General features: G+C 63.7%; 12 protein-coding genes, 1 tRNA gene and 1 pseudogene. 4 read left to right on the forward strand and 10 right to left on the reverse strand.

The window, feature by feature from the left end:
• Positions 1-85: 85 nt before the first annotated feature.
• The 10 genes and pseudogenes from RA167_RS03120 to RA167_RS03160 form a co-directional block, all read right to left on the reverse strand.
• Positions 86-529 (reverse strand): PA2169 family four-helix-bundle protein, encoded by a 444-nt coding sequence (locus tag RA167_RS03120; RefSeq protein WP_076787742.1) that lies wholly within the window; start codon positions 527-529, stop codon positions 86-88.
• 144 nt (positions 530-673) lie between these two features.
• Positions 674-1,273 carry a hypothetical protein gene (locus RA167_RS03125; protein WP_076786249.1) on the reverse strand — a complete coding sequence of 200 codons (600 nt, stop codon included), beginning with the start codon at positions 1,271-1,273 and terminating at the stop codon, positions 674-676.
• A 43-nt stretch (positions 1,274-1,316) separates the two neighbouring features.
• Positions 1,317-1,619 (reverse strand): DUF1488 domain-containing protein, encoded by a 303-nt coding sequence (locus RA167_RS03130; RefSeq protein ID WP_076786250.1) that lies wholly within the window; start codon positions 1,617-1,619, stop codon positions 1,317-1,319.
• A 130-nt stretch (positions 1,620-1,749) separates the two neighbouring features.
• Complete coding sequence (locus RA167_RS03135; protein WP_076786251.1) at positions 1,750-1,929, reverse strand: hypothetical protein; 180 nt, start codon at positions 1,927-1,929, stop codon at positions 1,750-1,752.
• A 95-nt stretch (positions 1,930-2,024) separates the two neighbouring features.
• Entirely contained in the window at positions 2,025-2,528 is a 504-nt protein-coding gene (locus RA167_RS03140; protein ID WP_076786252.1) for a YbhB/YbcL family Raf kinase inhibitor-like protein, read from the reverse strand.
• Positions 2,529-2,694: 166 nt separating this feature from the next.
• On the reverse strand, positions 2,695-3,747 hold the full coding sequence (locus RA167_RS15595) for a glycosyltransferase family 4 protein (protein WP_255710783.1): 1,053 nt from the start codon (positions 3,745-3,747) through the stop codon (positions 2,695-2,697).
• A gap of 66 nt (positions 3,748-3,813) precedes the next feature.
• Positions 3,814-4,563: pseudogene (locus RA167_RS15600) on the reverse strand (glycosyltransferase family 2 protein); the annotation flags it as partial.
• A 305-nt stretch (positions 4,564-4,868) separates the two neighbouring features.
• The gene (locus tag RA167_RS03150) at positions 4,869-6,005 is read right to left on the reverse strand and encodes a glycosyltransferase family 2 protein (protein WP_083706031.1); all 1,137 of its coding nucleotides are present in this window, start codon (positions 6,003-6,005) and stop codon (positions 4,869-4,871) included.
• 160 nt (positions 6,006-6,165) lie between these two features.
• Positions 6,166-6,240: transfer RNA gene (locus RA167_RS03155), tRNA-Arg, on the reverse strand.
• Positions 6,241-6,382: 142 nt separating this feature from the next.
• A complete protein-coding gene (locus tag RA167_RS03160) occupies positions 6,383-6,565 on the reverse strand; it encodes a rubredoxin (protein WP_076786253.1) in 183 nt (60 codons plus the stop codon).
• Positions 6,566-6,722: 157 nt separating this feature from the next.
• On the opposite strand from RA167_RS03160, the gene RA167_RS03165 reads away from it, so the two are divergent.
• The 4 genes from RA167_RS03165 (at position 6,723) to RA167_RS03180 (ending at position 13,722) form a co-directional block, all read left to right on the forward strand.
• Entirely contained in the window at positions 6,723-8,696 is a 1,974-nt protein-coding gene (locus RA167_RS03165; protein WP_139337069.1) for an ATP-binding cassette domain-containing protein, read from the forward strand.
• Between the two features lie 150 nt (positions 8,697-8,846).
• A complete protein-coding gene (gene parE, locus RA167_RS03170; protein WP_076786255.1) occupies positions 8,847-10,835 on the forward strand; it encodes a DNA topoisomerase IV subunit B in 1,989 nt (662 codons plus the stop codon).
• A 75-nt stretch (positions 10,836-10,910) separates the two neighbouring features.
• Positions 10,911-13,247 carry a DNA topoisomerase IV subunit A gene (gene parC, locus RA167_RS03175; protein WP_076786258.1) on the forward strand — a complete coding sequence of 779 codons (2,337 nt, stop codon included), beginning with the start codon at positions 10,911-10,913 and terminating at the stop codon, positions 13,245-13,247.
• 19 nt (positions 13,248-13,266) lie between these two features.
• Positions 13,267-13,722 carry a DUF4149 domain-containing protein gene (locus tag RA167_RS03180; protein ID WP_076786260.1) on the forward strand — a complete coding sequence of 152 codons (456 nt, stop codon included), beginning with the start codon at positions 13,267-13,269 and terminating at the stop codon, positions 13,720-13,722.
• Positions 13,723-13,731: the final 9 nt, after the last annotated feature.

Raw genomic sequence — 13,731 nt, forward strand, 5'->3', positions numbered from 1 at the left:
CAGGGCCGCGGCGAAGCGGCTTGTTAGGCCAGCTTCCACGCCCCTGCTGGATGCGGCGTGCATCGCCGCATCCAGCGCAGGCAGATTATCGTGCCGTAGCGTCGCGCAATTCGCGTACGCGATCATGATGCTTGAGTACGCCTTCGTATTGCCGCTCGACGAGCATCCGAATGTCCGCAGGCAACGCTTCATCCAGCGCCTGTCGGTAATGTTTCTTGGCTACGTCTTCGCCTTTTTCGCAGTCCGCTAGGATCTCGTGGTCACTGCGACCTTTGATGGCTGACTTCAGGTCCATCCAGCCACGATGCAGCGCCCCGGACGCGGATCCGTGATCTTCGGCCTTACCGCCGAGTGAATGGACGGCGGCTTGCAGCTCGCTGACCGCTTGCGAGCACGATTGGGCACAACTGGCGAACAGCGTCTTCAATTCCGGATTCGACGCATCCTCTGCCGCTTTGCGGAAGCCGGCTTCGCCGTCTTTGGACGTTTCGATCAGGTCATTTAGAACGGAAACAATATGATTTGCCATCGTGTACCTCCGTTGGTTGTGGTTGATCGGAAACTGCGCACCGCGCAGATCCGGTATGCGGGTGGTCATCCCACCTGATTGGCTACCGGCGGCCTGTCCGTCCGGCTACCCCTGGCTCGGTTGCCACCCTGCAATGCGGCGAGACTAAGTGTGCCGCTCGTTGAGATCGGGCTGGCTGTCGCGCTCCACGTGCGGCGCTCGGGTCGGATCGAAGTCAGCCCAGCGTCCGTCGCGCCAGCGTCCGGAGGCGCGCTCGATATCCAGCGCACCTGCGTCGCGCAGCACACGTGATGCATTCTCCTGCGTGGCCGCGTCCACGTGCACGGCAACCAGCACGCCGGCGTCACGCGCCTCGCGGTCGACGAAGCGCTCGCGTCCATGATGCTGTTCGAGCGTGCGCCGGGTATGGCTCATCGCACCGATCATCGAGCCGACGTAAGCGCCGACCCCAGCGGAGATGATCGATACGAGCATCGGCGCGCCCGCGAGCACAAAAACCGCGACGCCAACGACTGCGCCCACGACAGCACCCAGCGCGACACCCTTGGCCGCGCCCTTCGGCGCTTCGCGTGCGCCGGGGTCGGTCGATACGTCGCCGCCGATCGAAAAGCGCGCGTGCTGGCCGGGTGGGTTGACGAAGAATAGGGTGACGTCCTCTTGGACAAAACCATGCTCGAACAGCGCCTGCGACGCGCGTTCGGCTTGAGGGAACGAGGTGAAGCGTCCCGCAACGATCAGTGACATAAAGCCTCCTTTGCAGGATGAGTGGGCAGGTTGCCTGGCGGCGTTAGGTTGCCGAGATCCGGAATAGGCCACTGTGCAGCACGACGGGTTGGCCGTCGCTGTCTGCCAGTGCGAGCCGAGCGACTCGATGAATGCGGCTGCGACCGCGCTCGAACGCTTGCAGCAATTCGCTCTCGAGCGCGGACGCGGCACCAAAGTGGTCCTCAAGGGCTTCGGCACTCACCGAGCACCGCACTAGGCGCCCATCGACGGACGCGGTGAAGTCAAGCATCATCCGTGCGCCGTCGAAGGAAGGTGGCGCGTCCTCGAAATGAATAGGCGATGATGTTTTAGGTGGTACGTTCATGCCCCTCTTTATAGCAAGCAGCATGCCTGTAGCCAATCAGCGGCGACGCAACGGATCGACGCCGCGCAAAACTTATCCATGCCGCCAGCGTTGAAAAAATAGCCGCCACCGCCAGCATGGAGAAGGTCCCCTAGTTGCCGGTGACGTTGAAAATCAGTGCAGGGATGGCTGCCTCGACAGCTTGACCAGTCAGTTGGGCCGTGCCGAACATGCCACTCGCGCCAACGCTGCGCTCGCGTGGCGCCGAGGCGAGAAGGGTGCATTTGTTGGGCGACTGGAACAGGCCGAAGCTGCAGCTGCGCAGCGCCATGCGCGACGTGGTATCGATCGTGCACGGGTGCGCGCCAAGCGTGGCCAGCAGCGCGAGGCCGGCGACAAGCCCTCGCTAGTCCCGCATGTGCCCAATTACTTCAGCTCGTACAGACCTGTATAGGTGGCCGAGTCGATTTCATTTAAGTGGATCATGAAGCGTGCCACCGCGTTGGTCGCGTCCGTACCAAGTGGCAGCGCGTCAATCTTTAGCGCGTGGATGCGAAACACGTACCGATGAGGCTTGTCGCCGCGTGGCGGCGCTGCACCGCCAAAGCCTACCGTGCCATAGTCGTTGCGTAGCTGCAGCGCACCGGTTGGCAGCAGGCTGCCGTCGGCCTTGCCGGCGCCATCCGGCAGCGAGCGCATGTGTGCCGGGATATTGACGAGAACCCAGTGCCAGAAACCGCTGCCGGTCGGCGCGTCCGGGTCGTACACGGTCAGCGCGAAGCTTTTGGTATCGGCGGGCGGGTCGGCCCATTGCAGCGCGGGCGACACGTTGCCGCCGTCGACGCCAAACGAGCGGTCATCGAATTCCTGCTGCTTAGGCATGAATCCATTGTGCGAGAACCGATCGGACCAAATGCGAAATTCAGCCATGGACATTGCTCCGGTAGATTGACGGCACGCGGTGCCGCGACATGACGGCGGCCGTATGGCATTGCCGTGCGGCGCGCGTGACGCAGCGTTCGTGCCAGACGAACGAGTGTAGCATTACGCGCGGCGCGACAGGGGTGGGCGCCGCACGGGGCGACGAAATGCAGCGCTACGCGCGACGGCCGGCGAGTTCCGAGGCCAGCGCTAGCAAGTGCGCGGTGTGGGACGCCACATCGTAGTTGTACAGCAGATGCTCGTCGGGCCGGGTGAGCCGCGCGGTGCCGGCGCGCCAGCGCGTGAGCGCCTGCTCGACCGCCGCGGCGAAACTGCCCGCGTCCAGGTGCGAGAAGCGCCATTGCGCGTCGTCGCGGATGACTTCGGCGCAGCCGACGTTAGCGGCGGTGAGCACCGGCGTGCCGCACAGGATCGATTCGATGCCCACTAGCCCGAACGGTTCATAGGGCGCAGGTACGATCGTGAAGTCGGCTGCGCCGAACACGCATTGCATGTCTGTACGATAGCCGAGCGAGCGGATCCGCGGCGATGAGCTGGCGACTGGGCGGCCCGTGACCAACAGGCAGACCGGCTCGGCGCTCGCCTCGAAGTACGCGCGTAGCAGTTCGAATCCCTTGCCGGTGTTGGCTACGAACACAAACGCGGCGTGTCCGTCGGGGATGCCGAGCTGTGCCCGCATCGCATCGCGCTGTGCCGGCGCCATCGGCGCGAAGCAGTCGCTGCGCACCGGGGGATAGATGACACGGATCTTGTCCGGCGCGATGCCGAAATACTGCTGGACTTCTTGTGCCATCATCTTGGAGTGGGCGACGACCACGCCCGCGTTGCGATAGGTGTGGCGCTCCAGCGCGGTTTGCCAGCCGTCATTCCACTTTGGCTTGTTGCGACCATGGCGCAATGCGCCCGGATGCGTGCCGCCGCATACGACGATGTCGGCTGAGTCGACCCGATTGCACGCGATCACGATGTCCGCTTGGCTGCGTGTACGGCGCGCGCGCAGCCGCCAGGAGAACGCCGCGTCGCGCAGCGCGCGCGGCAGCCAGTTGACCCGGATGGCTTGCGCGTCGACGAGTCTGTACTCGGGCAGCGTTTTATCGAATTTGCGGGCGAAGACGATGGGGCGGACGCCCCGCGCGGCCATTGCGCCAATGATGTCGCGCGCGTAGCGCTCGAAGCCGCCGGCGTGGCGCAGCGCCTGGCACGACAATCCAATGCGCAGCCCCCGCCAGGTGCTGCCGGTGCCGCTGTCGCCGCGCGCTGACCGGTCTGCGCGCCGCGCATAATGGTATTTTAGGAACGTCGCCCGCGCATTCATCCGCGCGATGCCCAGGCCCGTCAGCCCGTCGAGGAATCCAGCTCGCAACATGAACGTGCGCACGAAAGCAAAGCCGCCGTGTGCGAGGGGGGCCAATGCGCTGATGCGGCGCTCGCGCGCGCGCAACATCCGGGCGCCGGCGCGAGCATAGGCCAGTGTCTTGTTCGCCACCTCTTCGCCAGAGCGATAACTGTAGTGCAGTAACCGGCCGTCAAGGCGCCCGGTGGGGCCTTCGACGATTAGCCGCTCGTGCACGGCATCGTCCGAGAATTTGGCCGCTTCGCGGCGGAACAACCGGACCACCCAATCCGGCGACCAGCCCGAGTGATTGACCCAGCGGCCGCAAAATTGCGAGCGGCGGGACATCGCATACCCTATATAGCCGGATGGCCCGCGCCCGGCCAGCACCGCTTCGATCGATTCCCTCAACTGTGGCGTCACGCGCTCGTCGGCATCCAGCGACAGCACCCACGGCCGGGTGGCGAGCGCGAGCGCCCGATTCTTCTGAGGGCCGAACCCCGGCCAGTCTGCTGTGACGACCTGTGCGCCGAAGCGCTCGCAGATCTGCACCGTCGCATCGGTGCTACCGGCGTCGACCACGACGATCTCATCAGCCAGGTCGCGCACGGACGCCAGACAGGCTTCGATGTCGTGGGCCTCATTGAGCGTGATGATGATCACACTGAGCGGTTCGCGATGCACGGTCATGACAATATGAGGGGAAGGTAACGGCGAAACCGGCAATATTAATGGATCTGGCCGCGGCGGCCCGTACGTCGGCGATTGCCTGACCAAGGGCGTGGCTGCACATACCACAGCTTCGTGACAATTCAATGTGCCAACACCATCGGCCAACATGTATCTGTTCAACGGCCTGGTGCTGGCGACATGGCGTTGGTGGAGCACGTCGCCACGGGCCTTCTGTTCGCGTCGCGGCCGGCGCGCTGGCTGGTGCGGCATCACGTGGGCGTGTTTCATGCGCGGCATTCAGCGAATGTGCCGCAGCGTTTTGTTCAGTGCTCGTCTTGCAGCGCGGGTACCGCGGCCGAGGTCTTTTTACCCGCGGCAGGCGGTGCTCCCAGGCGCCGCTCCCGACCGATCAGGCGCTTGATCGCGCGCTTGGCTAGAAACACTGCACGCTCCCGATACATTGCACCGCGATAGCGGTCAAATGACGCGTGTTTGGCCAGTTCTGGGTAGGCCTGCGTGACGGTACGGCAATGCTGGGCCAGCGTGTCGATGATGCGCAGCGCGTCGCCCAGCGCATGGCCATCGACGCGGGCCGCTTCCCGACGCGCGTGTGCGAATCCCATCGCAGTGAGCGTCATCCAGTAATTCCGGTGCGCCGGGTCAGCGCATTGCGATAGCGCTCGCTCGACATTCTTGGCCAGGTCCTGCACGCTGCGCATGTTCATGACTTGCGTGATGCTGCCCGAGCGTCGATAGTAGTTGTACAGGCGCTCGCTGAGCCGGTGCACTGTGCGGGCACGCAAATACAGGTGCGGCGTGACCGCGGCGTCCTCGTACAGTTGGGCAGGCGGGAACGCGATGCCATGCCACAGCGAGCGCCGGTAAATACGGGCCCACGCGAACATCTCGTAGGTGGCTGCGACATCCAGTAGCAGCCGATCGTCCACCTGATGCTCGCCAGCCCACTCGGCGCCGATCATCGTCAGCTCGTCCGATTGCTTGCCGTTGCGCCCTACGATCCAGATGTTGTAATCGATCACGTCGGCGCGCCCTATCCGCAGGATCGGAATGATCTTGTCGGAGAAGTCCGGTTCCCACGTGTCGTCGCCATCCAGAAAGGCCAGGTACGGCGACTGCGCTTGTGCGATGCCGGTATTACGGGCCGCGCTGCATCCGCCGTTGGGCTGCGTGATCATCCGGATATCAGCGTGCGGATTGGCTCGCACGATCGCGTCGATGCGCTCGCGGGAGCGGTCAGTCGAGCCGTCGTCGATCACCAGTGTCGTGATCTCGTCGAGATGGCGTTGCTTGAGTATCGACTGCAATGCATTCGCGATGCAGTCTTCGAGATTGTAGACGGGCACAACAACGGTCAGCAGCGTGCTCGTGGATACACGTCCGGAAAGAGTCATATCTGGCGTGAGAAAGCGGTTCGCGTCGCACTGCCCGGTCCGGGACATGCAGGAACCGCGCGGTGCGCTCGCACCCGCGCATCGCAGTGGGTTTGCCACACCTTACCGTCCGATGGATAGCATTTATGTGCGGTGCACCACATCATCGCGACGCGGTGCCCTATGCGAAGCGCCGGCGGATCATGAGTATACGGGCCGTCAGCCAATATGGTCCCGCCGTCAGGAATCGAACCTGAATCTCACGCTTAGGAGGCGCGTGCACTATCCATTGTGCTACGGCGAGAGGGCGTCATCATCGACGACATGCGACCCGGTGACCTGTCCGAAGCCGCGTACCGGTAGCATGCCGTGCGATCGGGAGTGGTCAGGATCACGGGGTCGTAAGGATACCACGAGCACGATCCCGACGCGCATCGGCGCGGCGCTCAGAATTCCACCACGGCGAAGTCGGCTTTGCTGACGTCGCACAACGGACAACGCCATTGCGCTGGGATATCGGCAAAGCGCGTGCCGGGAGCAATCCCTTCGTCCGGCAGCCCGTCTGCCTCGTTATAGATCCACCCGCAAATTAGGCAGACCCAGCTCTTGTATTCAATCACGTCAGACACGGCTGCAACCTTGGGCCTTTTTGGCCTGCTTGGAAAGCCGGTATCTTAGCGTAACGCAAGGCGCGGCCTACATCGGCCAATCGCCCGATACGGATTCACGCACAGTGGCTTGTGTCCGGCCGGTACAATGGGTGTTTTCTGCCCTTTTCTTGAGCCGATGTCGCTGTTTTCCATCACCGGCGCGCAACTCGCGTTCGGCCATGTCGCACTGCTTGACCACGCGGACTTCTCGATCGAGCCGGGCGAGCGGGTGGGCCTGATCGGCCGCAACGGTGCGGGCAAGTCATCGTTGCTGAAGATCGTCGCCGGCCTGGCCAAGCCCGACGACGGCTTGATCACCCGTGCGCAGGCACTCACGACTGTCTATGTGCCGCAAGAGCCGGTCTTCGACCCTGACATGCGCGTGTTCGACGCGGTGGCCGCGGGGCTCGAGCACACCCGTGCGCTGCTCAACGAGTACGACCGCGTTGCGCACGCGCTGGCCGATACGCCCGAAGGCCCGTCGCATGACGCGTTGTTGGCGCGCATGAATGTGCTGCAGGGCGCGCTGGACGCGCATGACGGATGGGCATGGCGCACCCGGGTCGCGACCACGCTCGCGCAATTGGGCCTGGAGGGCGACGCGCGGGTGGATCAGCTCTCTGGTGGTCTGCTCAAACGCGTTGCGCTGGCCCGCGCGCTAGTGACGCAGCCCGATGTGCTATTGCTGGACGAGCCGACCAACCATCTCGATTTTGATTCGATACGCTGGCTCGAGGCGCTGTTGTTGTCGCTGCGCGGCAGCGTGTTGTTCATCACGCACGATCGCGCGTTCCTCGACCGCGTCGCGACCCGCATCGTCGAACTCGATCGCGGGCGTCTGTTGTCATACCCGGGTAACTTCTCGGCCTATCAGACACGCAAGGCGCAGCAGCTCGAAGTGGAGGCGGTCGAGAATGCGAAGTTTGACAAGTTGCTCGCCCAGGAGGAGATCTGGATCCGCAAGGGCGTCGAGGCGCGTCGCACGCGCAGTATCGGGCGCATCGCACGCCTTGTGCAGATGCGCAACGAGCGCGCGCAGCGGCGTAACGTGCAGGGCAACGTGCGCCTTGACGTAAGCCAGGCCGACAAGTCCGGCAAGATCGTCGCCGAACTCACCGATGTGACTAAGCGCTACGGTGGGCAGACGGTCGTCGCGTGTTTTTCGACCACTGTGATGCGCGGCGACAAAATTGGCTTCGTCGGCCCGAACGGCGCGGGCAAGACCACGCTGCTTAAGCTGATGCTCGGCGAGATCGCACCGGACGAAGGCTGGGTGCGCACCGGCACGAATCTGCAAATTGCATACTTCGATCAGATGCGCGCGCAGTTGGACCCTGAGCGCAGCCTCGCGGACACAATCAGTCCGGGCAGCGACTGGGTGGAGATCAACGGTGCCCGCAAGCATGTGATGAGCTACCTGGGCGATTTCCTGTTTTCGCCGGAACGCGCCCGCTCGCCAGTCAAATCATTGTCCGGCGGTGAGCGCAATCGGCTATTGCTGGCGCGACTGTTCGCACGGCCCGCGAATGTGCTGGTCTTGGACGAGCCGACCAACGACCTGGACATTCCGACGCTCGAACTGCTCGAGGAGCTGTTGACCGACTATGACGGCACGGTGCTGCTCGTGAGCCATGACCGCACTTTCCTGGACAACGTTGTCACATCGGTGATCGCGGCGGAAGGAAACGGCCAGTGGCGCGAGTACGTCGGCGGTTTCTCGGATTGGCAGATGCAGAAGGCGCGCGCCGATGTGCTGGCGCAGGCCGGTGCAGGGCTGCCGGCGAAGGCCGCCGCACACCTCCCGGCCGCACCGAACGGCGACAGTGCGTTGCATGACGCCCCCAGCGCCGCCTCAGCGCGCAATGAGAAGCGCAGCATCAAGCTGACGTTCAACGAGCAGCGCGAGCTGGATGCGTTGCCGGAGCGGATTGCACAGCTCGAGGCGGAGCAGCAGTCCATCAGTGCGCGGCTGGAAGACGGGTCGATCTTCGTGACGGATCCGGCCGAAGGCACGCGGCTCACCGAGCGCTATGCGGCGATCGACGACGAGCTGTTGGCCGCGCTCGAGCGCTGGGAGAGGCTGGAGGCCAAGCGCAAGCCGGTAAAATAGCGCCCGTTCCCACCCCGGCCGCCGGCAGCGCGCACGATTCGCGGGCATCGTGACGAGCGAGTTGTTTCGGCAGGGCTTTTTCAAGAACTCAACGAATTGTCTACGCGTTTGTCCACAACAACTGTGGACAACGGCGGAATTTATCGGAACATGGCTACAAAGAAATCCGGTCCCGCATACAGCGAAGCGTCGATCAAGGTGCTCAAGGGGCTCGAGCCGGTGAAACAACGGCCGGGCATGTACACGCGCACGGAGAATCCGCTGCATATCGTGCAGGAAGTCATCGACAATGCGTCGGACGAGGCACTGGGCGGATTTGGCGCGCAAATCGTCGTGACGCTGCATACCGACGGTTCGGTCAGCGTCGAAGATGACGGGCGGGGTATTCCGTTCGGCCTGCACCCTGAAGAAGGGGTGCCAGTGGTGGAGATCGTCTTCACCCGGTTGCATGCGGGCGGCAAGTTCGACAAGGCTGCCGGTGGCGCGTATACGTTCTCCGGCGGCTTGCATGGCGTGGGCGTGTCGGTGACCAATGCATTGTCGCAGCGACTCGATGTCACGGTGTGGCGGGACGGCAAGGTAGCCGACATTGGCTTCTCGCACGGCGACGTGGTGCGCCCGCTCACCGTACGCGCGGCTAAGGGCCGCATGGACAAGAAATCCGGCACCCGCGTCACGGCATGGCCCGACCCGCGATACTTTGACTCGGCCAACCTGCCGCAGTCCGAACTGCAGCGTTTGTTGCGCTCCAAGGCGGTGCTGCTGCCCGGCGTCGAGGTGGTGTTGATCATCGAGAAAACCGGCGAGCGGCAGTCATGGAAATACGATGATGGGCTACGTGGTTATCTGCTCGAGGGTCTGGCGGGCTACGATACATTGATCCCGCTGTTTGAGGGCGAGCGATACGCCGGGTCGTCACGCACGACCGACGACACGTTCGCCGAGGGCGAGGGCGCATCATGGGTCGTCGCATGGTCCGAGGAGGGCTCGCTGCTGCGCGAGTCGTATGTGAACCTGATTCCGACGCCGGCGGGTGGCACCCACGAGTCCGGGCTGCGCGACGGCTTGTTCCAGGCGGTCAAGAGCTTTGTCGAGCTGCATAACCTGCAGCCCAAGGGCGTCAAGTTGCTCGCCGAGGACGTGTTTGCACGGGTCTCGTTCGTGCTCTCTGCGAAGGTGCTCGATCCGCAATTCCAAGGTCAGATCAAGGAGCGACTCAACAGCCGGGATGCAGTCCGGCTGGTCTCTTCGTTCGTGCGACCAAGCCTGGAGTTGTGGCTCAACCAGCATGTCGAGCATGGACGCAAGCTGGCCGAATTGGTGATCAAGCAGGCGCAGGCGCGCACCCGTGCCGGCCAGAAGGTCGAGAAGCGTAAGAGTTCCGGCGTGGCGGTGTTGCCCGGTAAGCTGGTCGATTGCGAGTCGACGGACGTAGCGCGCAATGAGTTGTTCCTGGTCGAGGGCGATTCCGCGGGCGGCTCGGCGAAGATGGGTCGCGATAAGGAGTTTCAGGCGATTCTGCCGCTGCGCGGCAAGGTCCTCAACACGTGGGAGACGGAGCGCGACCGGCTGTTCGCGAACAATGAAGTGCACGACATCGCGGTGGCGATCGGCGTCGATCCGCACGTGAGCGACGATGCGATCGACCTGTCGAATCTGCGTTACGGCAAGATCTGCATCTTGTCGGATGCGGACGTGGACGGCTCGCATATCCAAGTGCTGCTGCTCACGCTGTTCTTTCGCCACTTTCCCCAACTCATCGAGCGCGGCCACGTGTATGTGGCGCGCCCGCCGCTGTTTCGCGTGGACGCGCCGGCTCGGGGTAAGAAGCCGGCGCAGAAACTCTACGCGCTGGACGAAGGCGAGCTTGAGGCGATAGTGGACAAGCTGCGCAAAGACGGCGTGCGCGAGTCTGCGTGGACGATTTCACGCTTTAAGGGACTGGGCGAGATGAACGCCGAGCAGTTGTGGGACACGACGATGAACCCGGATACCCGGCGGCTGATGCCCGTGCAACTGGGCGACCTAGATTTCGATGCGACCATCGGGCGCATGACGATGCTGATGGGCAAGGGCGAAGCCGCTGCCCGTCGCGCGTGGCTCGAAGAAAAGGGCAACGAGGCGCAGGCGGACATCTGACGCAGGGTGTGCGCGATGCCGCTAGGCGCCGCTGCGCACGATGCCCGGTGGACTTGAATTTGAGGCTGTCACCCAATGAGTGAAGAACTGGAATTGGATTTTTCGCCGCCCTCTGACGGCGAGTACCTGACGCTGGGCGACTATGCTGAGCGCGCTTACCTCGACTATGCGGTATCGGTGGTCAAGAGTCGTGCGCTGCCCGATGTGACCGATGGTCAGAAGCCGGTGCAACGTCGCATCCTGTATGCGATGCACGAGATGGGGCTGGCGGCCGACGCGAAGCCGGTCAAGTCAGCGCGCGTGGTCGGCGACGTGCTGGGCAAGTACCATCCGCATGGTGATTCGTCCGCGTACGAGGCGCTGGTACGGCTGGCGCAGGATTTCTCGATGCGCTACCCGCTGATCGACGGGCAGGGCAATTTCGGCTCGCGCGATGGCGATGGCGCCGCAGCGATGCGCTATACCGAAGCGAGGCTCACGCCGATCGCGCGGCTGCTGCTCGATGAGATCGAGCAGGGCACCGTCGACTTCATTGCGAACTACGATGGCTCGTTCGAGGAGCCCAGGTCGTTGCCGGTGCGCCTGCCGTTCGTGTTGCTCAACGGCGCATCCGGCATTGCGGTCGGCATGGCTACTGAGGTTCCGCCGCACAACCTGCGTGAGGTCGCGCAGGCGGCCATCGAACTGATCCGCAATCCGAACCTGGATCACGCAGCACTGATGGAGCGGATACCGGGCCCGGACTTCCCGGGCGGAGGCCAGATCATTTCGAGTCCAGCGGAGATTTCCGCGGCATACGAAAGCGGTCGCGGTAGCCTGAAGGTACGCGCGCGCTGGAAGATTGAGGAGTTGGCGCGCGGGCAGTGGCAACTGGTGATCACGGAGCTGCCGCCCAGCACATCGTCGCAGAAGGTGCTGGAGGAAATCGAGGAGTTGACCAATCCGAAGGTCAAGCTTGGTAAGAAGACGTTGACGCCCGAGCAACTGCAGACCAAGCAAAACCTGCTCGCGCTGCTCGACGCGGTGCGCGACGAGTCTGGCAAGGACTCGCCGGTACGGCTCGTGTTCGAACCGAAGTCCAGCCGCATCGACCAGACCGAGTTCATCAATACGTTGCTTGCGTACACGAGCCTGGAATCCAGTGCGCCGATCAACCTGGTGATGATCGGCGCCGATGGTCGGCCGCGGCAAAAGGGGCTGGGCGAGATCCTGCGCGAATGGATTGGCTACCGCTTCGCGACCGTGACGCGGCGAACGCGGTTCAGACTGTCCAAGGTGCAGGACCGGATCCATATCCTAGAAGGCCGGATGATCGTTTTCCTGAGCCTGGACGAAGTGATCCGGATCATTCGCGAGTCTGATGAACCGAAGGCGGCGCTCATCGCGGCTTTTGGGTTATCGCAGCGGCAGGCGGACGACATTCTCGAAATCCGTTTGCGCCAATTGGCGCGACTGGAAAAGATCAAGATCGAGAAGGAGCTGGGCGAGCTGCGCGACGAAAAGACCCGGCTCGAGCAGTTGCTGGATAGCGACGTGGCGATGAAGCGGCTGATTATCAAGGAAATCGAAGCCGATGCGAAGCAGTTCGGCGATGCGCGCCGCACGCTGATCCAGCAAGACAAGCGCGCGACGTTCGAGGCGCGGGTCGTCGACGAGCCGGTGACGGTCGTCGTCTCGCAGCGCGGCTGGGCCCGTACGCTGAAAGGACACGGGCTAGATGCGTCAGGCTTCACGTTCAAGGCTGGCGATAGCTTGTATGCCGCGTTCCAGTGCCGCACGCCCGATACGCTGGTGGCGTGGGGCAGCAATGGTCGCGTGTATTCGGTGCCGGTCGCGGCGCTGCCGGGCGGGCGCGGTGATGGCGTGCCGGTCACGTCGTTGATCGAATTGGAGGCTGGCACCCATCTGATGCACTATTTCGCTGCGTCGCTGGAACAGCCGTTGCTACTCGCCTCAAGCAACGGCTTCGGTTTCATCGCGCGGATCGGTGACATGATCAGCCGCGTGAAGGCCGGCAAGTCGTTCATGACGATTGATGCTGGCGCGCAGCCGCTCGCGCCGATGCCCATGTGGCCGGATGCGTCGCAGGTTGCATGTCTGGCACTCGGCGCGAAGGACGAGACACGCCTGCTGGTGTTTGGGCTGGACGAGATGAAGACATTGTCCAGCGGCGGACGTGGCGTGACATTGATTGGCCTGGACGGCAACGAGCAGTTGCTCCAGGCGCTGGCGATCGGCCAGGGCGGGTTGTTGCTCAGTGGCGCCGGGCGGGGTGGCAAGCCGCAGCAGGAGACACTGGTTGGTGCTGCACTCGCGCCCTACGTCGGCAAGCGTGCGCGGCGTGGCAAGGCGCCGGCGGTCAAGTTCAAGGTGTCGGGCATGCGCCCGGTATTGCTCGGGCAGCCGGCATGACGATTACGGAGAAACGAGCATGTTGAAAGTGCTGGAGGCGGCGATGTTCTTGCACATCGCCGCGGTCGTGATATGGGTCGGCGGCATGACGTTCGTGCAATTTTGCCTGCGTCCAGCGTTGTCCGACGTGTCGCCGCAATTGCGCCTGCCGTTGCTGGATTCGGTATTCGGCCGGTTCTTCTGGCTGGTCGCGGTGGCGATCGTCGTGATCCTGGCCACTGGCATATTCATGTTGGTGACGCTGGGCGGCGCGCAGGCGAACTGGCCGATGCATGCGATGGCCGCGATCGGTGTACTCATGATGCTACTGTTCGGCCACATCCGCTTCGCGTTATACCCGCGGCTGCAGCGCGCGGTCCAAGCGCAGAACTGGCCAGACGGCGCCCGTGTCGTCACGGGCCTGCGCCGGCTGGTGGCGCTCAACCTCGCGCTCGGTGCGGTAGCCACTGCGCTGGGCGTGATCGGGCGTTTCTGACCGTGGCCG

This window comes from Mycetohabitans endofungorum (genome assembly GCF_037477895.1).
Classification (GTDB): Bacteria; Pseudomonadota; Gammaproteobacteria; order Burkholderiales; family Burkholderiaceae; genus Mycetohabitans.